The sequence below is a fragment of the Achromobacter dolens genome, assembly GCF_902859745.1.
Classification (GTDB): Bacteria; Pseudomonadota; Gammaproteobacteria; order Burkholderiales; family Burkholderiaceae_B; genus Achromobacter; species Achromobacter dolens.
On the sequence record NZ_CADIJW010000022.1, the window covers coordinates 1 to 18,223 of the forward strand.

General features: G+C 68.7%; 20 protein-coding genes. 8 read left to right on the forward strand and 12 right to left on the reverse strand.

Annotation, left to right across the window (positions count from 1 at the left end; genetic code table 11):
* Positions 1–1,379, reverse strand: a 1,379-nt coding sequence (gene argH, locus HV783_RS16350; RefSeq protein ID WP_175189488.1) for an argininosuccinate lyase, incomplete at its 3' end; no start/stop codon positions are given.
* Between the two features lie 129 nt (positions 1,380–1,508).
* Between argH and HV783_RS16355 the strand changes: the two genes are divergently transcribed.
* Positions 1,509–2,408 (forward strand): LysR substrate-binding domain-containing protein, encoded by a 900-nt coding sequence (locus tag HV783_RS16355; RefSeq protein WP_175166876.1) that lies wholly within the window; start codon positions 1,509–1,511, stop codon positions 2,406–2,408.
* A gap of 20 nt (positions 2,409–2,428) precedes the next feature.
* Here the strand turns inward: HV783_RS16355 and HV783_RS16360 are convergent, their stop codons facing one another.
* Positions 2,429–3,646, reverse strand: coding sequence for an MFS transporter (locus HV783_RS16360; protein ID WP_254603913.1), 1,218 nt, complete (start codon positions 3,644–3,646; stop codon positions 2,429–2,431).
* Between the two features lie 120 nt (positions 3,647–3,766).
* On the opposite strand from HV783_RS16360, the gene HV783_RS16365 reads away from it, so the two are divergent.
* Positions 3,767–4,711, forward strand: a complete 945-nt coding sequence (locus HV783_RS16365) for a LysR family transcriptional regulator (RefSeq protein ID WP_054502345.1) — start codon at positions 3,767–3,769, stop codon at positions 4,709–4,711.
* Positions 4,712–4,737: 26 nt separating this feature from the next.
* Here HV783_RS16365 and HV783_RS16370 read toward each other — a convergent pair whose 3' ends face one another.
* The 3 genes from HV783_RS16370 to HV783_RS16380 form a co-directional block, all read right to left on the reverse strand.
* Positions 4,738–5,148 (reverse strand): MerR family DNA-binding protein, encoded by a 411-nt coding sequence (locus HV783_RS16370; RefSeq protein WP_054502344.1) that lies wholly within the window; start codon positions 5,146–5,148, stop codon positions 4,738–4,740.
* 110 nt (positions 5,149–5,258) lie between these two features.
* Positions 5,259–6,020, reverse strand: a complete 762-nt coding sequence (locus HV783_RS16375) for a cobalt ABC transporter substrate-binding protein (protein ID WP_054502343.1) — start codon at positions 6,018–6,020, stop codon at positions 5,259–5,261.
* A 413-nt stretch (positions 6,021–6,433) separates the two neighbouring features.
* The gene (locus HV783_RS16380) at positions 6,434–7,027 is read right to left on the reverse strand and encodes a TetR/AcrR family transcriptional regulator C-terminal domain-containing protein (RefSeq protein WP_054502342.1); all 594 of its coding nucleotides are present in this window, start codon (positions 7,025–7,027) and stop codon (positions 6,434–6,436) included.
* Positions 7,028–7,093: 66 nt separating this feature from the next.
* Between HV783_RS16380 and HV783_RS16385 the strand changes: the two genes are divergently transcribed.
* A complete protein-coding gene (locus HV783_RS16385) occupies positions 7,094–8,632 on the forward strand; it encodes an FAD-dependent monooxygenase (RefSeq protein ID WP_175189489.1) in 1,539 nt (512 codons plus the stop codon).
* Positions 8,633–8,644: 12 nt separating this feature from the next.
* Here HV783_RS16385 and HV783_RS16390 read toward each other — a convergent pair whose 3' ends face one another.
* From HV783_RS16390 to HV783_RS16400, 3 genes are read right to left on the reverse strand one after another with little or no spacing between them, the layout of a single operon-like run.
* Positions 8,645–9,391: a BPL-N domain-containing protein gene (locus HV783_RS16390; RefSeq protein WP_175189490.1), complete on the reverse strand. Its 747-nt coding sequence runs from the start codon at positions 9,389–9,391 to the stop codon at positions 8,645–8,647.
* Positions 9,392–9,441: 50 nt separating this feature from the next.
* Positions 9,442–10,158 carry a siderophore-interacting protein gene (locus tag HV783_RS16395; protein WP_054502339.1) on the reverse strand — a complete coding sequence of 239 codons (717 nt, stop codon included), beginning with the start codon at positions 10,156–10,158 and terminating at the stop codon, positions 9,442–9,444.
* 17 nt (positions 10,159–10,175) lie between these two features.
* The gene (locus tag HV783_RS16400; RefSeq protein WP_175189491.1) at positions 10,176–10,880 is read right to left on the reverse strand and encodes an O-methyltransferase; all 705 of its coding nucleotides are present in this window, start codon (positions 10,878–10,880) and stop codon (positions 10,176–10,178) included.
* Positions 10,881–11,014: 134 nt separating this feature from the next.
* On the opposite strand from HV783_RS16400, the gene HV783_RS16405 reads away from it, so the two are divergent.
* Positions 11,015–11,848, forward strand: a complete 834-nt coding sequence (locus HV783_RS16405) for an AraC family transcriptional regulator (RefSeq protein WP_144657769.1) — start codon at positions 11,015–11,017, stop codon at positions 11,846–11,848.
* A 44-nt stretch (positions 11,849–11,892) separates the two neighbouring features.
* Here the strand turns inward: HV783_RS16405 and HV783_RS16410 are convergent, their stop codons facing one another.
* The gene (locus tag HV783_RS16410; protein ID WP_175189492.1) at positions 11,893–12,225 is read right to left on the reverse strand and encodes a Rossmann-fold NAD(P)-binding domain-containing protein; all 333 of its coding nucleotides are present in this window, start codon (positions 12,223–12,225) and stop codon (positions 11,893–11,895) included.
* A gap of 77 nt (positions 12,226–12,302) precedes the next feature.
* On the opposite strand from HV783_RS16410, the gene HV783_RS16415 reads away from it, so the two are divergent.
* The gene (locus HV783_RS16415; protein ID WP_302477804.1) at positions 12,303–12,821 is read left to right on the forward strand and encodes a substrate binding domain-containing protein; all 519 of its coding nucleotides are present in this window, start codon (positions 12,303–12,305) and stop codon (positions 12,819–12,821) included.
* A 42-nt stretch (positions 12,822–12,863) separates the two neighbouring features.
* Here HV783_RS16415 and HV783_RS16420 read toward each other — a convergent pair whose 3' ends face one another.
* The gene (locus tag HV783_RS16420; protein WP_054502332.1) at positions 12,864–13,838 is read right to left on the reverse strand and encodes an alpha/beta fold hydrolase; all 975 of its coding nucleotides are present in this window, start codon (positions 13,836–13,838) and stop codon (positions 12,864–12,866) included.
* Between the two features lie 87 nt (positions 13,839–13,925).
* Here HV783_RS16420 and HV783_RS16425 point away from each other — a divergent pair, with 87 nt between their 5' ends.
* Entirely contained in the window at positions 13,926–14,363 is a 438-nt protein-coding gene (locus tag HV783_RS16425) for an RrF2 family transcriptional regulator (RefSeq protein ID WP_175189520.1), read from the forward strand.
* Here HV783_RS16425 and HV783_RS16430 read toward each other — a convergent pair.
* Entirely contained in the window at positions 14,310–15,329 is a 1,020-nt protein-coding gene (locus tag HV783_RS16430) for an AraC family transcriptional regulator (protein WP_175189493.1), read from the reverse strand. The genes HV783_RS16425 and HV783_RS16430 overlap by 54 nt on opposite strands.
* 73 nt (positions 15,330–15,402) lie before the next feature.
* Here HV783_RS16430 and HV783_RS16435 point away from each other — a divergent pair, with 73 nt between their 5' ends.
* Entirely contained in the window at positions 15,403–16,239 is an 837-nt protein-coding gene (locus tag HV783_RS16435; RefSeq protein WP_175189494.1) for an SDR family oxidoreductase, read from the forward strand.
* Between the two features lie 20 nt (positions 16,240–16,259).
* Here HV783_RS16435 and HV783_RS16440 read toward each other — a convergent pair whose 3' ends face one another.
* Positions 16,260–17,114, reverse strand: a complete 855-nt coding sequence (locus tag HV783_RS16440) for an SDR family oxidoreductase (RefSeq protein ID WP_175189495.1) — start codon at positions 17,112–17,114, stop codon at positions 16,260–16,262.
* A gap of 169 nt (positions 17,115–17,283) precedes the next feature.
* Between HV783_RS16440 and HV783_RS16445 the strand changes: the two genes are divergently transcribed.
* Positions 17,284–18,222: an AraC family transcriptional regulator gene (locus tag HV783_RS16445; RefSeq protein WP_054502328.1), complete on the forward strand. Its 939-nt coding sequence runs from the start codon at positions 17,284–17,286 to the stop codon at positions 18,220–18,222.
* Position 18,223: the final 1 nt, after the last annotated feature.

The window sequence follows — 18,223 nt, forward strand, 5'->3', positions numbered from 1 at the left end:
GCCCGCACCGACCGCGGCGCCGGGCCGCCCGGCGACAGGCGCGCGGCCACATTGCGCACCGGGTCGAGGCAGGCGGCGATATCGTCGGCCGCCAGCGCCACCGGCCGGCCAAGCTGTTCCTCGGCCGCCGCCACGATCATCGCCGGCGCAATCGCGCGCGCCGGCAGGCCCTGCTCCAGCGCCTGCCGCACCACCGCGCCGATGATGTGGTGCGCATCGCGAAACGACGCGTCGGCCTGGCGCACCAACAGGTCCGCCAGGTCGGTCACGGTCGAGAAATCATCCGCCGCGCGCGCCGCCATGCGCTCGCGGTTCGGCGCCACCTGCTCGACCAGCAGGTGGACCAATTCCAGCGCTTTCAGCGCCTCCTCGCAGGCCTCCCAACAGGTGCGGGTGCTTTCGCGGCTGCTGTCGCCCGAATGGGTGAAGTGGGTCGACTTGACCGTCGACAGCGCCGCGCCGGTCAGGCCGATCAGGTGGCCGGCCTTGCCGCGCAGGTATTCCAGCACCGCCGGGTTCTTCTTCTGCGGCATGATGCTGGAGGTGCTGGCAATGCTGTCCGGAAACGACAGATAGCCGAACTCCGGCGTCGACCAGATGTAGAAGTCCTGCACCATGCGGCTGCAGGTGATCATCATGATCGACAGCGTTGCGCTCAGTTCCAGCGCGAAATCGCGCGAGGCCACGCTGTCCAGCGCATTGGCCAGCGGGCCGCTGAAGCCCAGCATGGCGCTGGTGCTGTCGCGGTCGATCGGGAACGAGGTGCCCGCCAGTGCGCAGGCGCCCAGCGGCGAGGCGTCCGCCGTTTCCAGCACGTGCGCCAGCCGGCCGATATCGCGCGACCACGCATCCACCAACGCCGACAGGTAATAGCCATAGGTGATCGGCTGCGCCGCCTGCATGTGGGTGTAGCCCGGCATCACGCAATCGGCATGGCGCTCGGCCTGCGCCAGCGCGGCGCGCGAGACGCCGATCAGCGCGCTGCCGATGCGCGCCGTGAAATCCCGCGCCCGCATGCGGTCGATGGTCGCGCCGATGTCGTTGCGGCTGCGGGCGGTGTGCAGCCGGCCGCCCAGTTCCTGCCCCACGGCCTTGATCAGGTGCGCCTCGTAGTTGAAGTAGGCCTCTTCGCGCGCCGCGTCCAGCTCGACCGCGTGCGGGCCGTCGGCCTGCATTTGCAACAGCGCCCGCGCCAGCCGCCGCGCGGCGTCGTGAGCGACGATGCCGCGCTCGCGCAGCATCAGCAGGTGCGCCAGGTTGATCTGCGTGAGCATGTCGAAGTTGGCGAAGAACTCGCGGTTCAGGCGCGGCAGGAAGAGATGCTCGAGCACCTCCTTGGCCAGGGGTTGCTTGAGACGGGCGCTGACTTTGGATTCCATATCGGTCCGGAAGGAAACAAGGAAAGCCGTAGTCTCCCGCCGCGCCAATTCATACGTCAAATCAGATCTTTACGGCTTCTCATACAAAAATGATATGATTTGCCGGCTCGTCTCCGGACCGTCAAACGCATGAATTTCAAACAAGTCGAGGCCTTCCGCGCCGTCATGATGACGCGCTCCATGACCACCGCGGCCGGCCTGCTGCACACCTCGCAGCCCAACGTCAGCCGCTGGATCGCGTTGCTGGAAAAGACGCTGGGATTCGTGCTGTTCCAGCGCGTCGGCACCCGCATCATTCCGACGCCCGAGGCCGAGGCCTTCTACGCCGACGTCGAACGCGCCTTCATCGGCCTGGAATCGCTCAACGACAGCGCCAGCTCGATCCGCCGGCGCGGCACCGGCCTGCTGCGGGTCGGCGCGGTCGGCTCGATCACCCAATGCGTCCTGCCCGACGCAATCCGCCTGTTCCGCGAAAAGCATTCGGACATCCCGGTGGTGGTCAACACGGGCGGCTCCGACGCGGTCGCCAAATGGCTGGCCACCGGCGTCTGCGATATCGGCTTCTGCTCGCTGCACACCGACCTGCCGGGACTGCGTTACGAGCGCATCAACACCACACACGGCGCCGCCATCGTGCCGCGCGCGCATCCGCTGGCGGCGCGGGCCGTGCTGACGCCCGCCGACTTCCGCGACCAGGACTTCATCTCGCTGCCGGCCGGCAGCTTCAACCGCGCCGCCATCGACCGGCACTTTCCCGACGACACCCGCGTGCTGTCGATCGAAACGCCGTACGCCACCACCATCTGCAGCATGGTCGGCAAGGGGCTGGGCGTGTCCATCGTCAACCCGGTGGTCCCGCGCGCGCTCGGCATCGCCGAGCTAAGCGAAATCCCGTTCTCGGAAAAAGTGGAGTTCCACAGCTACGCCGTCACCTCCGAGCACCACCCGGTCAACTCGCTGGCGCGGCGCATGGCCGATTGCGTGCGCGAGACGTTCGCGGCGTTGGAACGACCGCTGCCGGCGCGCTAGCACGCCGGCAGTGCCGGCGCTCAACGCGCCGCCCGCCGCCGGCCGGGCTTGAAGCCGTGGCCCCTGGCGCTCCACGCCACCGCGATCGCCACCCCCAGCAGCGCCAGGATGCCACGCGGCAGCGCCTGCGCGCCTGCCGTTTCGAGCAACACCCCGCCCAGCGCCCCGCCCGCCGCAAAGGCCAGGTTGAACACCGTCACCAGCATCGATTGCGCCACCTCGGCGCCCTCGCCCGCGGTATCCGCCAGCGCCGTCTGCAGCAACGTCGGCGCGCCGCCAAAACTCATGCCCCACAGCGCGATCGCCACGAATACCGCCGGCCCCGTCGCCCACCCCAGGCCCAGCGCCAGGGCCACCAGCGCAAACACGCCCAGGCTGGCCAGCACCAGCGCCCGCAGGCCACGGTCCACCAGCAGGCCCGTCATCCAGATGCCGCACAGCGCCGCAACGCCAAAGACCAGCAGCGCCGCATCCACGCGCCCGGCCAGGCCGCGCGCCGCCATGAAAGGCGCGATATAGGTGTACAGGGTGTAGTGCGCGAGGATCCAGAACAGGATGACGGCCAGGACCGGCCGCACCCCCGGCGTCATCCAGACCTGCCGTAGCGGCAGGCGGCGGCGGGCAGCCTGCCCAGGGTAATCGGGCACCGAACGCAGCACCCATGCCGCCAGCGCCACGCTCAACCCGGACAACGCGCCGAACACCGCGCGCCATCCCGCCAGCTCGCCCAGCCACGCGCTCAGCGGCACGCCGAACGCCAGGGCCATGGGAATGCCGACCATCGCCACCGCCATCGCGCGTCCCTGCAACGGGCCCGGCACCATCCGCCGCGCATAGCCGGCCAGCAGGCTCCAGGCCAGTCCGGTGGCAATACCGGCCAACAGGCGCGCCGCCAGCGCCAGTTCGAAATACGGCGACAGCGCGGTCACCGCATTGCCGACGATGAATCCGGCCACCGACAACAGCAGCGCGAGGCGCCTCCGCCACGCGTGCAGCGCGATCGTCAACGGCATCGCCGCCAGCCCCGAGCCCAACGCGCAGGCCGTCACCCACTGCCCCGCCCAGCCCTGCGACACGCCGAAGCCGCGCGCAATCTGCGGCAGCAGGCCGGCGGCCACGGTTTCATTGGCGGTCGCGATGAAACTGCACATCGTCAGCGCCAGCAACGCCGCCATCGGCAGCCGCGGCGCAGCGGCCTGCCGCTCCGCGCTTGCCGCCGCCCCGGAAATTCCGTTCATGGTTCGCACTCCTTTGCCCCTCAGGGGCCACACCCCGATTGAAGAGGCGCCAGTGTGCTTCTTGCGGATTTATTTGATAATTGGCCCATTCATTGAATGACTTTCAAATCTGGATTTGAAATGGCGACAGACCGATTGGGCGATATGCGTTTATTCGTGGAAGCGGCGGCATTGGGCAGCCTGTCGGCGGCCGGGCGCAAGCTGGGGCTGTCGCCCGCCGCCGCCAGCGCGCGGCTGATCAAGCTGGAGGCCGCGCTGCGCACCCGGCTGTTCCATCGCAGCACGCGCCAACTGCAGTTGACCGACGAAGGCCGTCTCTACCTGTCGCACTGCGAGATCGCCCTGCGCGCCGTCGAGGACGCCGAGGCCGCGCTGCACGCGGGCCAGAACGCAGTGCGCGGCAAACTGCGGATCTCGGCCTCGGCCGATTTCGGCCGCCACCTGCTGAGCCAGTGGCTGGACGAATTCAGCGTCGCGCACCCGCAGTTGAAAATCGCGCTGACGCTGTCGGACTCGCTCTCGAACCTGTTGCAGGACGACATCGACCTCGCCATCCGTTTCGGTCGGCCGCAGGACGGCGCGCTGGTCGCCCGCCCGCTCGCCCCCAACTGGCGCGTGCTGTGCGCATCGCCCGAGTATCTGGCGCGGCACGGCATGCCGCGCGTGCCCGCCGATCTGGCGCATCACACATTCGTCGTGCTGGTCACCGCGGCCGGTCCGTTGAACACCTTTCACTTCGCGCGGGACGGCCGGCCCGAAACCTACACCGTACCGCTGGACCAGGCCTGGGAAACCAACGACGGCGCGCTGGCGCGCCGCTGGGCGCTGGCCGGTCGCGGCATCGCCCGCAAGACCATCTGGGACGCCGCCGACGACATTCGCGCCGGACGCCTGGTAGCCCTGTTGCCTGAATACCGCGTGGCTGAAGCCGGCGTGCACGCCGTGTTCCACGGCACCCGCTACCTGGCGCCGCGCGTGCGGCAATTGCTGGATTTCCTGGTGGAGCGCTTCGCCCGCGCCAGCGACGGCCTGCCGGCGCAGGCATCAACGCGAACCGCCCCGTGACCGGCGGCCGGCCCGCAATTGACGCGCTAGGCCGTCCTGCCCATCACCCGCGCCAGCACGCGCTGCGCGCAGAGCTCGCGGTCGGCGCCATCGGGGCGGGTCGCGGCATCGCGCATCAACGCCACCAGTTGCGCCTTGCTATGAGCCAGCCGCGCCTCCAGCGACTGGATCTTGTCCACTTTGCGCCGCAACGCCGCCAACAGCGCGGACGGATCCCAGCCATCGCGCCCGAGCGGCAACAGCGGCCGGATTTCGTCCAGGCCGAAGCCGGCCTGCTGCGCCGCCGTGATGAACGTCAGCGCCAGCATGGCCTCCGGCAGATAGGTTCGGTTGTCGGCGTGCGGGCGGGTCACCGTCTTGAGCAGACCGGCGCTCTCGTAGGAATGGATCCGCGATGGAGCCAATCCGGTGCGTTGCGCCAATTCCCCGATATTCATTCCTGACCTTGTAGAAAAACACTGGCGAAACGCCGGTAAATGCATGGCCGCGAGCCATGCGACGATCCGCCACGGCGCGCGGCCCGTGGCGAATCGCGGACTGCGCGGGCTTACTTGGCAGCGGCGGCAGGCGCGGCCTGCACCTTGTTGGGCGGACGCACCGGCACGGCGGGCAGCGGCGCGGCGCCATCCGGCTTGACGAAGGTCAGCGTGGCCACATAGCCGATGGCGTCGTAGTGCTCGGGTCCGCTTGCGCCCGGACGATCACCCGGCGTGCGGTCGATGTGCATGGTGCGCAGCACGTACTGCGTTTTCCACGGCAGGCTGAAATGGGCCTTGCCCTGCTCATCGGTGTAGGCGGTCTGTTCCCAGCCCGAGTCCACCATGGCGACGAGCTTGGTCTTGGGCAGCGGCTGACCCTTGAACACCACCTGGAACTGGCCGGCCTGCCCCGTGGGGACGATGTCCATGACCAGCTTGGGCGCCGTCGCGGCGGCCGCGTCGGGCACGTAGCGGGCATTCATCTGGAACCAGGTCTGCAGCGGTTCGCCGCCATGCTTGAACGTACGCAGCGTGTTCATGGGGCCGTCGACCACCACGCCGTCCTTGCCACCCACCTTCTGCGACAGCGTGAAGCCATCGGCGGCCTTGGTCGCCGTCAACGGCACCTCGCCCTTGGCGGTGAGCAAGGTCGCCGTCATCTTGTCAAAGCCGTCCAGGTATCCCGGCGAGGCTTCGCGCAGGTTCTCGGCGAATTCTCCGAAACGGATGATGGCGGGCTTGCCCGCGGGCTGTTCGATCCAGACCTGGTGGGCCTGCGCGGTGGCGGTCAGCGCCAACGCCGCGATCGCGAGTGACAGGGTTTTCTTCATTGCGTGCTCCGGAAAATGAAACGTGGGAGTGAACAGCCGGCGCGCCGGGCGCATGGCCACGCCTCGCTCCGTTCCGGGGGAATGGAAAACCGCGCCGCGGCGATCGACGGCGCTCGCTCGGTCCGAGCATTGAATCCTGGCATTCGAAGACAACCCAAAATCACAAAGGAGAATCAATCAATCACGATTATGTAAAACGACCTGGGCATGTCAAGGAAGCGACCCGCCGCCGAATGGCCCCCGCGCGGACCGCCGCCATGCACCGTCGGTCTCGTGCGCAGCGGCCTCGCGCGGCGCGCCGGACCCACGCGAAACCGCCTGGGACGGAGAATCAAAATCGGACTCTTCGTCGGCCGGCCCGGCCCCGGCAATGTCGGCGGCCTGGCGGTGGCACTCGCGCCGCCGTCGCGTCATCAGGCCGCCGCGCCCACCCGGCCGCGCAGGCCGTCGACGATCACGCCAAGTCCGAACTCGAACGCCGCCTCGGCATCCATGGCCCCGGCCAACTCGTTCCCGCCGACCGCCTCGTCCGCGCCCCCTTGCGTCATGGCCGCGCGCGCCTGTTCCTCGAGCACGCAGCCCAGCGTGTACTGCCCGGCGGCGAACAACGCCATGCCCGCCTGCTCCCGGGTGAAGCCGGCGCCGACCAGGTAGGCGACCTTGCGCGCGATGCCCGCCAGATCGCCCGGCCCCGGGGCCGTGCCTGCGTGCAGGCGCGCCCCGTCCCGATGGGCCAGCAAGGCGCGGCGGAAGCTGCGCATGTTGTCCGCGAACCAGGCGGGCCATTGCGCCGCGCTCGCCGGCACCGCGAGTGTGTGGTGCCGCGCCAGCACGGCCGACGCCATCTCGCCGAGCAGCACCGACTTGTCGCGGAAGTGCCAGTAGAGCGTCGCCGACTCGACGCCAAGCTGCTGCGCCAGTCGCCGGGTCGAGAGGCCATCCAGCCCCACCTCATCCAGCAGCTCGAGCGCCACGTCCACCACTTGTTCCCTGCGGATTTTTGCCATGGTTGATTTCTCTAACGGTGATAGATTAAATTATCAGTGATAGATTTTACCCAAGAAAGGTGTCACATGCCTGCATTTCCCTCGCGTACCGCCGTCCTGATCGTGGGCGGGGGCCTGGTCGGTCTGAGCGCCGGCCTCTTCCTGCAACGGCTCGGCGTTCCGTTCATCCTCGTCGAAAGGCAACAGGGCGTCTCGCCCCTGCCCCGCGCCCGCGGCATCCACACCCGCACCATGGAGCTGTTCCGCCAGGTCGGCGTGGAGCAAGCGGTGCGCGCGGCGGCCGACGGCGCCTGGAAGCAAGGCGCGTTTGGCGGCGCCCGCCGCGGCGCCACCCTGGTCGACGCGCAACCGATCATCAACATCCCGGCCATGCGCGCAAAAATGGCCGCGGCCGGCGCCTCGCCCACCGGCTTCGTGGCCTGCCCGCAGACCTGGATCGAACCGGTGCTGCGCCACGCCCTGCAAACGCGGGGCGGCGATGTGCGTTTCGGCCATGAAATGCTGGCGTTCGAGGACTCGGGCGCCTGCGTCAGCGCCCGGGTGCGCGGCCCGGACGATCACGAATCGGTCATCGAGGCGGATTGGCTGATCGGCGCCGACGGCGGTCGCGGCGCCATCCGCCGGCAACTGGGCATCGGCAGGACGGACACGGCCGCCCCTCAACACCTGGTCAACATCTTTTTCCAGGCCGACCTGGCCCGCGTCGTCGAAGGCCGCACCTTCAGTCAGTGCGAAATCGCCAACGACACGGTGCGCGGCCTGTTCCTGGCGATGAACAACACCGACAAGTGGTCGTTCCACCTGGAATACGATCCGGCCCTGGGGCCGCCCGCCGACGACGCCCTGCCGGGGCTGGTGCGGGCGGCGATCGGGCTGCGGGATCTCGAGGTCCGGATCCTGCAGCACGGCGCCTGGAACACCGGCGTATCCGTCGCCGATGCCTATCGGTCCGGCCGCGTTTTCCTGTGCGGCGACGCCGCCCACCTGATGCCGCCCTGGGGCGGCTTCAACGCCACCACCGGCATCGCCGACGCCCACAACCTGGCCTGGAAACTCGCCGCGGTCATGCGTGGCGAGGCAGTTCCGGATCTGCTGGACAGCTACGACGCCGAGCGGCGCCCGCTGGCGCTGCGCAATGGCCGCCAGGCGCTGCTGCGCACCGACTTCGACGCCCGCTTCGGCATCGAGACCGAGCGCAATCGCGACAGTTTCAGGGAACTGATCGACCCCGGCGCCCTGATCCTGCGGCACCGCTATCCGGCAGCCGGGGCGCCCACACACGCCGAGGCGCCGGCCGCCGTTGACGTCCTGCAGGCCCAGACCGGCACGCGCTTTCCGCACGCCTGGATCCAGCGCGGCGCCGAGCGGCTCTCGACGCTCGACCTGTTCGGTGACAGCTTCGTCCTGCTTGCCGGTCCGGCGGCATCGATCGCGGCATCGACCCGCGCCAGCCTCGATCCGGCCACGCCCCGCGTGCTTGCCGCGGGCCGCGACTTCGTCTTCAGCGACGGCGACTGGGGCAGCCTGACGGGCCTGGCGGACAGCGGCACGGTGCTGGTGCGGCCCGATGGCTTCGTGCTGCGTCGCTCGGATGACGGCGCATGACGACGGCCGGCCTCAAAGATCGAGCTGGTCCAGCAGGTCCTTGAACAGGTCGCGTTCGGGCATCTCGTCCAGCGCGATGTCCGCGTCCACGAACCACGATTTCCCGGCTTCGGGATGCGGGCCGCTCAGGACCACCAGGCCGCGCTCGAACGAATAGCGGGCCGCGGCCAGATCGCCATTCTCGTAGGTGGCGATCGCGTGAAAGCGCGCATCGCCGGGTTGCGACCGCAGGTAGGGGCCGTCCTGGAAGAAGACGCTGTCGTCCCTGCCCGCCCAACGGACAGCGACCGCCGCGTCCTCGATGGTCTTGATCGGGAAGCCGGGGCGGCCGACTTCCGAATCCAGGTCCTGCGCGATCAGGCCCAGGTTGGACGCGTCGGCGAGGTAGGCGCCCATGCACAGCCCAAGATAACGTCCGCCGCGCGCGACGAAACGGCGGATCGCGTCCACCCGCTCGTCGCCCAGGCTGCTCAGCGCGGCGGGAATATCCTGGCCGCCGCCCGGCTGCACGTACACGTCGTAGCGCGCCAGGGTGGCGTCGGAGATGTCGATCGGCTCGTCGGGGCCGACGAAGTCGACCTGATAACGCGCGTCCGTCTTTTCGATGGCGCGCCGGGCCGCGGCCGCGCAGGAGTCGCACGCGGCCGGCCCGCGATACACCGCGACGCGCACGGACCTGTCCGCGGTGCCGGCAAGCGCCGCGGCGGGCGCTGCCAACGATAGCGCCAAGGCCAGAAGCAGGAAACGCAGGAACGCCATATCGACCCGTCAAAAACCAAAGTATAGGCAAGTCCGATTACGCCCCCGCGTCAGTCCAGTCCCGTCTTGCCGGGCGCCCAGTATGCCTTGGCCATGATGCGTCCCGAGGCAACGCCCAGCGCTTTCAACGCCTGGCGCAGGCGCTGGATGGTCGACGCCCTGCCGGTCAGGATGAAGGCCGCGCCCGCGGCCGCCAGTGGCGGCAGGCGATGCTCGATCGCATCGAGATGCGCGTCGCCGGCCTGCCGGCCGAACAGTTCGACCGCGTCCAGCCCGAGCCGCGCCAGCGCATCGCGAACAGCGGCCGCCTCGTTGACCTCGAGCAGGCAGCGCGCCTCGCCCCCCATCGCGCGTTGCAGGGCGCAAGCGACGCCAATCGAGGTCTCGTCGCCCAACAGCACGCAGGCCCCCACGGGGCGGTCCAGATTGAGCGACGCGCGCGGACCGAACACATCGCACGCCTCTCCGGGCTCGACGCGTTCGGCCCAGGCGCTGCCGGGGCCGCCGCCATGCGAGTACGCCACGATGCGGGTGCGTCCGGTTGCGGCGTCCCAGTCCATCGGCGTGTAGGTCCGCGCGACGAAGGCCGACCCCATCGCGATCTGCACTTTCTGCCCCGGCACCCAGCGCGCTTCGCGGAACGCGGGACTCTGCAGCGTCAGCAGGCGCAAGCCGCCCGCCAGGCTTTCAGCCGCCATGATGCGCGTCGGCTTCATGAAAAGCCGGGTGAAAGCGCGGCTCATGCGGCCCTGCGAGGAATTCGTCATTTCTGCGCGCTCCCCGTTCATCGCGTCACGATGGTGAATTCGTTGCCGCGGCCCTCGGTGACCGGCAGCGGTTGCGACAGATAGCCGTTGGCGGGGTCGCGCACGTAGTCCAGGTAGTCGTTGCCTTGCGTCCAGGCGTTCTCCGCCAGAATCGGGGCTCCGCCGCGCAAGTGCGGCTCGAGCAGCTTGAGCACCGGCAGGTAGAGGCTGAAGGCGCCGTCGAGCAGCACCAGGTCGACTTCGCCGTCGACCTGCGCCAGCGTCTCGCGGGCGTCGCCGACACGGATCTCGACCAGGTCCGCCAGGCCGGCGGCCTCCAGGTTGGCGCGGGCGCGCACCGCCTTCGCCGGCTCCAGCTCGGTGCCGATCAACTGGCCGCCCCCCATGTCGCGCAAGGCCGCGGCCAGGTAGATGGTGGAAATTCCCATCGACGTGCCGAACTCGACGATGCGCGTGGCCCGCCGCGCCCGCGCGCATTGGTACAGGAACCGGCCGTACGCCGGGGCGACATTGAGGAAGTTGCCGGCGTAGCCGCGATACACGCCGCGCAGGTCGCGCCGTTCCTCGGCCACCATGTCAGCGATGATGTCGGCATGGGCCTGCTCGGACAGCGCGGCCATGCCGCCTTCGAACTGGTCCATCAGGCCCTTGTCTGCGATCTCCGCCTCGGCCAACAGGCGTTGCAGGGTGTGGGCGACGCGCCCGCTACTCAGTGAATCCATGATTGCTTCCTTTGGCAATGAACGGTGGCGGATCGCACCGCCGTGCCGCCATCGTAGGAAGCCCTGGATCTGGCAGCATTGGTAAACTGCGCCAACAAATTCCGAATTCCTGCCAATCCCGCGCAATCGCCGCCATGCCCGTCCTGACCAACCTCGACGACGCCCCGGAATGGACCGATCCCGACCTGGTGCCGCGCCCCGTCGTGACCATGGGCGCCGCCGGCATCGACGTGGCCAGCCTGGACCTGCACGGATTGGATCGGCTCGAAAAGGACTTCCATCGCCATCGCAAGGCGCAACTGATGCTGTTGCTGCGCGGCGTGCTCACGTGCGAGCTCGAAGGCGCCCTGTGGCTGGTCCCCCCGCAAAGCGCGCTGTGGGTGCCAGGCGATGTGCTGCACAAGATCACCGCCGCCGGCACCATTGAGGTCTACGTCGCCTTCGTCGAACCCGCGGTCGCCGCCGACCTGCCCGCCACCTGCTGCGCGGTGTCGACCACGGCGCTGCTGCGCGAACTGGTGATCCGCTCCGCGCAACTGCCGCTGCTGTACCCGGAAGATGGCCCCGCCATGCACCTGGTCTGCCTGCTGCTGCATGAATTGGCATGCGCCCCGCTGGGCACCCTGCACCTGCCGATGCCGTCCGATCCCCGCCTGCGCAAGATCGCGCAGCTCATCATGGAGCATCCCGCCGACCGCGGCACCATGCGGAGCTGGGCGCGGCGCGTGGGCCTGAGCGAGCGCACCCTGGCGCGGCTGCTCACGCAGCAGACCGGCATGAGCTTCGGCCGCTGGCGCCAGCAATTGCATCTGATGCTGGCGGTGAAATGGCTCGGCACCGGCGCGTCGGTGCAACAGGTGGCCGATGAACTGGGCTATGAAAGCGCCGGCGGCTTTGTCACGATGTTCCGCAAGGCGCTGGGGACGTCGCCCGCACGCTACATGGCGCAACGGCGCGCGGCGGGCTGAGCCCCGGCGTACGGATCGCGCGCGCCGCGCCAGCTAATGATGCTTCAAACCCGGACGGGGTCTGGCGGTGGCAACGCCACCCCCGACAAGGCAGCGCATTGCGCCAGAAGCTCGTCCTGCAACGCGAGATCCAGCGCCTGAGGATTCGCCGCCTTGCGTTTCAGATGGTAGAAGTACGCCCCGGTCACATCGGCCCGGCGGTCCTCCCCCGCGGCCAGCCAAGCCTGGGTGCGGTGCGCCTGGTCCAGATCATCCGGCGCGCCCGGACCTCCCATCCGGGTCGGCACCCACCCCGGCTCCAGGGCGTTGGCGTAGACCTGCGGCCAGCGCCGCGCCCAGCAATGCACATCCGGCGCCGAACGCGTACACGGCTGCATAGCCGAAATGGCGGGCGATGACGCCCGCCGCCGGCCCCGCCAGGCCATAGGCGATATCGAGAAAGGCCACGAACGCGGTGCAGGCGCCTGATATCGGCGACCTGGTGACTGAAGGCATTGACGTGGCGGTGCGCTTCGGCCCGCAACCGCCGTCCACCATGACCTCACGCCTGCTGCTGCAGACGCGCGTCCTGACGGTGGCGTCACCCGCGTACCTGGCGCGCCACGGCCGGCCCAAGCGACCCGAGAAACTGGCCGAGCACGATTGCATCCAATACATCGACCCGCGCCGCGGCCGACCTTTCGGCTGGGAGTTTCATCGCGGGCGGGAAGTGTTGCGGGTGGACACCCGGGGGCCGCTGACGACGACAGACGTGGACCTGATGGTGCAGGCGTGCCTGAACGGCGCCGGCGTGGCGCAGGTGCTGGCGCTGAACGTGCGCGAGCTGCTGGCCGACAGGAAGCTGGTCGAACTGTTTCCGGAATGGAACGGCGAGACGTATCCGCTGTATGTCACCCGGCCGTCGCGGCGCCTGGCGCCGGCGGCGGTGGAGGCATTCCTGGATTTCTGTTCAGAGATCTGCGCCGGTCTCTAAGCGGCAGGAGGGTCCAGCGGCAAGGCGTCTACCCACGACGCCTCACAGCCCGCGCAAAAACCCGATCAACGCCGCGTTGACGGCATCCGGCGCCTCTTGCGGCAACCAATGCCCGGCGCCGGCAATCACCTGGGAGCCGCGCAGATCGGGCACGAGCCGCGGCATCGCCTCGATGATCTGGCGCATGCCGGGAATGGCCAGTCCCGTGTCGTACTCGCCCGCCAGGTACAGCGCCGGCACCTCGATAAGCAGCCCCGCGAAAGCGGCCTGGTCCCGCCAGTTGCGGTCCAGATTCCGGTAGTAATTCAAGCCGCCGCGAAAGCCCGATTTGGCAAACGCCCGCGCGAACTGCGCCAGGTCTGCCGTGGAAAGCCACGCGGGCAGCGCGGCCGGGTCGGGCAACACATCCAGCAGCCCGCCGCCGCGCGGCACCATGCCGAAGGGATTGGGCGTCGTCGCATCGCGCGGTCCCAACGCGCCCGACGCGCAGACATAGATCTTGCGCAACGTGGCCTCGGCATCCCGCTCGAATGCCGTTTCGGCCAGGCCCGGTTCGGAAAAGTAATGCGTGTAGAACCACGCCTGCTCATTCTGCGGGAACAGAAGGCTCGGCGCCATCGGCGCGCGTCCCATCATCGGCACCCCGAGCGCCGCCACGGCCCGGAACCGATCCGGGCGCAACTGCGCCGCCTGCCAGGCAATCGACGCGCCCCAGTCGTTGCCGACCAGCACCGCCTGGCGCTGGCCCAGCGCGTCCGCCAGCCCGACCAGATCGCCGATCACATCGAGCGCCGAATAGTGCGCGATGTCCGGCGGACAGTCGCTGTCGCCATAGCCGCGCAGATCCGGCGCGACCGCGTGAAACCCCGCCTGTCCCAGCGCGTCGAGTTGATGGCGCCACGCATGCGACGTTTCCGGAAAGCCATGGCAGAGGATGACCAGCGGCCCCTCGCCCTGCTCCCTCACATGGAGGCGGATACCGTTGGTCTCGATGAAGCGTTGGCGGGCTGCGGGCATGTCGGCTCTGGATAAAGGCGTGAGATGGCACAAATGTTCGCCAAAAGAGTAACATTAAAAGTTGCACATTTCCACGACCCCGAATCCATGCAACGAGACACCCGCCTCGCCCGCCTGCTGCACGTCCTGGTCCACATGCACCTGCGCGGCGGCACGACCACGTCGCAGACCATCGCGCTGATGCTGCACACCAATCCCGTGGTCGTGCGCCGCACGATGGGCGCGCTGCGCGACGCGGGCTTCGTCACCTCCACCGGCGGCCCGGGCGGCGGGTGGACGCTGGCCCGCGATCTGGACACCCTGACGGTGCGGGACGTGTGCGAGGCCATCGCGCACACCACCCTGTTCGCGGTCGGCCCGGCGCAGGACAATGACGCCTGCCCGGTCGAGGCCGCGGTGAACCGACGGATCAATGCGGCGCTGGCGTCCGCGGAAACGGCGCTGATGGCGGCGTTCGGGGAGGTTCCGCTGTCAGAGATCGCGGGGGAAATCAGGGCGCCGGCGGCGCGCGGGCGGTCGCGGTGACACGGGTCGCGACGGTGGCGCGCCCTCGGGCGCATCCCTCCTTGCGAACACGCTTGGCGATAGCCCCACCGAGCGGCTGAACGCCGCGCTGAAGGCGCTCGCGGACTGGTAGCCGATTGCATGCGCGACCTCTCCCAGGGACAAGCCGTCATGGCGCAACATGTCCTTGGCCAGCGCCATGCGCCAGCGCAGCACATACTCCATTGGCGGAACGCCCAGGACTTGCATGAAACGGGCCGCGAACGCCGCGCGCGACATCCCGATCCGGCCCGCCAGTTCCTCGATGGTCCAACGGTGCGCGACATCGCCATGGATCAGGCGCAGCGCGGCCGCCATGCGCGGATGCGCCAGCCCGGCCAAGAGGCCGCCAGGAGGCACCGCGCCGTCCGCGCGCGACGGATGCCAGCGCAATGCCTCGATCAGCATGATTTCGGCCAGGCGGGTGAGGATCGCATCGCCGCCAGGCCGCGGGTTCACGCTTTCCTCGCCAATCACGCCGGCTATCCAGCGCAACCGCTCCGCGCCGCGATCGCCCGATTTGATATGCACCACCCTCGGCAACCGTTCCAACAGCAACGGCGCATTCGCGGCATCGAACATGAAGAAACCGCTCAACATCCTGACGGCAGCCTCGTCGCGCGGCTCGCCGTGACGCACCTCCGCCACGGGCTCGGTCGTGGCCACGCGTATCGTCGGCGTCTTCAACGCCTCCGGGTCACTGCCCATCCTGAAGCCCGGCGTGGAAGGCAACAGCAGGTAGTCTCCCGCCTCGAACAGGAATGGCTCGGCGCCGTCGACCTGGAGGCAGCACGCGCCGGTCAGCATCAAGCCGAAACTGGGATGCCCGAAGTCGGGATATTGCACTGCCCACCGCCCCGCGCCACTGACGAACTTGGACAGAACGGTTTGTGGACGCAGCAAGGCGACGACGGCGCCCAGCGGGTCTGAATCAAGACGATCTCGCATGGTTTAGAGATTATTCGCTATTTATCGTCTTGGTCAACCGATCTACGATGGCCCTATCGAACAAGGAGCGACTATGAAGACCGCACTGATCACCGGCTGCTCGTCGGGCTACGGCAAGGCCACCGCCGACTATTTCGCCGCGCACGGATGGAACGTCATCGCGACCATGCGCCGCCCGGATCCGGAGATGTTCCGTTCCTCTGGGCCAGGGGCCGTGCGCGTCGTGCGAATGGACGTCACCGACGCGGACAGCATCGACCAGGCCATCGCCCAGGGGCTGGAGGCATTCGGCCAGATCGACGTCCTGGTCAACAACGCCGGCATCGGTTTGCTCTCGCCGCTGGAATCCACGCCCCTGGCAACCATACGCGAGGTCTTCGAAACCAATACCTTCGGCGTCATGCGTACGAGCCAGGCCGTCATCCCGCTGATGCGCGAACGAGGCCAGGGCACGATCATCAACGTCACGTCCAGCGTCTGTTTCGCGGGCATGCCACTGGTGGCCCCGTACGCGGCCAGCAAGTGGGCAATCGAAGGCTTCACGGAGGCCCTGTACTACGAATTGCATGCCGTAGGAGTGCGCGTGCGCCTGGTCGAACCCGGCTATGGCCCCGGCACCGCGTTCACCGCGAACGGCATGCCGCGCATGAGCGGGCTGGTCACCGCCCCTTATGAGCCGTATGCGGCCCAACTGTTCGCGCAACTGGGCGCGCCCGGCGCTGCCGTAACGACGCCCGAACAGGTTGCCGCGGCCATCCACGCCGCGGCAACGGAAGAGAGCGAGCAACTGCGGTTTCCGGCCGGTCCCGACAGCGAGCATCTGGCGAACGCGCGCTGGCACAGCAGCGACGCCGAATTCCTGGCCGGCATGCAGGCAATGCTGCGCCTGCAACGCCAGCCCGCGCGCTGACATTGCCGGCGCGTCGCCGTTCAAGCAAAGTCCGTTCCCACCCCCGCCCGCTGGCGCCACGCATCGAAATCCCCCCGCACCGTCTCCAGCTTCTGCTCGGCCAGGTCATTGGCGATCTTGCCCACGAACAGATGCAGCGGCGGCGCGTCCAGGGCCGCGACCTCCTGGATCAGCAGGGCCAGCTTCTCGGGATCGCCGTCCTGCCGGCCGTTCATGCCTTCGCGGTGCAGGTCCAGCGAGGCCTGGGCCGCGGTGTAGTCGGCGATCTTGCGGCGCGCGATGACCAGGCTGTTGTCGTTCAGGAAGTCCGTGCGCACCGGGCCGGGGTACACCACGGTGGCCTTGACGCCAAATTCGGCGGTCTCCGCCGCCAGGGTCTCGGTCAGCCCGGCCAACGCGAACTTGGTCGCCACGTAGCAGCCCCAGCCCGCGTAGCCGCCGGCGAAGCCGGCGATCGAAGCGACGTTGAAGACGTGGCCGCTGCCCTGCCTGCGCAGGTGCGGCAGCGCATGGCGCAGCACGTGCAGCGGCGCGAACACGTTGACATCGAAGTTGCGGCGCACCTCGTCGTCGTCCAGCGCTTCCAGCGGGCCCTGCTGGCCGTAGCCCGCATTGTTGACCACGTAGTCGATGCGGCCAAAGGCGGCGATGGTCTTGTCGATGGCGGCCTGGACGCTGGCCTCGGACACCAGGTCCACCTCCAGCGCCAAGAGGCGCGGATGCTCTTCGCCCAGCGCCTGGTGCAGGCCGGCCAGCGTGCGCGAAGTGGCGGCCACGTAGTCGCCGCGCGCCAGCAACTGGCGGGCCAGCGACAGCCCGATGCCGCGCGCCGCGCCGGTGATGAACCAGATCTTGTTGGTTTGGATCGTCTGCATTTCCTGATCTCCTGAGGGGTTGGATTACAGGATCAAATGCTAGGCGCGGCGGCCCCGTCCGGATAGGCACAGGGCTATGGGATGATTGCCTATTCCTCTTTTCCGCTCTTTATTTATCGCGGATTCGGTGCAAAATGATGCCCAAGACTCTTAGCCAAGGCATTCCCCCATGACGGCACCGCATCCCGCCCGTGACACCATGTCCGCCCTGCTCGCCCAGCTCGCGCCGCACCAGGGCTACACCCGGTCCCAGCTCGACGGCGTGCGCTTCATGCGCGCCGACCACCCGCTGGGACGCACCCCGGTGCTGTACGAACCCTGCATCGTCATCGTCTGCCAGGGCAGCAAGCGCGGCTACCTGGGCGACAAGGTCTACCGCTACGACGCCCGTCATTACCTGGTGCTGTCGGTGCCGCTGCCGTTTTCCACCGAAACCGACGCCTCGCCCGAGGAACCGCTGCTGGCCATACAGATCCGGCTCGACCCGACCACGATCGCCGACCTGGTTCTCTCGCTGGACGGCCGCGAAGGCCAGACGCCGCCGGCGCCGGAAGGCATCACCTCCACGCCGCTGGACGATACGCTGGCGGACACCACGCTGCGGCTGCTGCGGGCGCTGGCCTCGCCGGTCGAAGCCCGCATCATCGGCCCGGGCATCGTGCGGGAATTGTGTTTTCGCGTGCTGGTCGGCGAACAAGGCGGCGCGATCCGCGCGGCGCTGGCCAGCCAGGGCAACTTCGGCCGCATCTCGCGGGTGCTGCAACGCATCCACGACGACTATGCGCAGCCCATGGAGGTCGCCACCCTGGCGCGCGAAGCGGGCCTGAGCGCCCCCGCCTTCCACGCCCATTTCAAGACCGTGGCGGGCACCTCGCCCATCCAGTACATCAAGTCCATCCGGCTGCACCAGGCCCGCCTGCTGATGATCCGCGACAACCTCACCGCCGCCGCGGCCGCCGGACGCGTCGGCTATGAAAGCGCGTCGCAGTTCAACCGCGAGTTCAAGCGCCTGTTCGGACGCAGCCCCGGCGAGGAAGCGCGCGAGATGAAGACCGTGTTTTCGCTATTGCCGGCCGCGCGGCTGGAGGGGCTGGCGGCCACGCATTGAC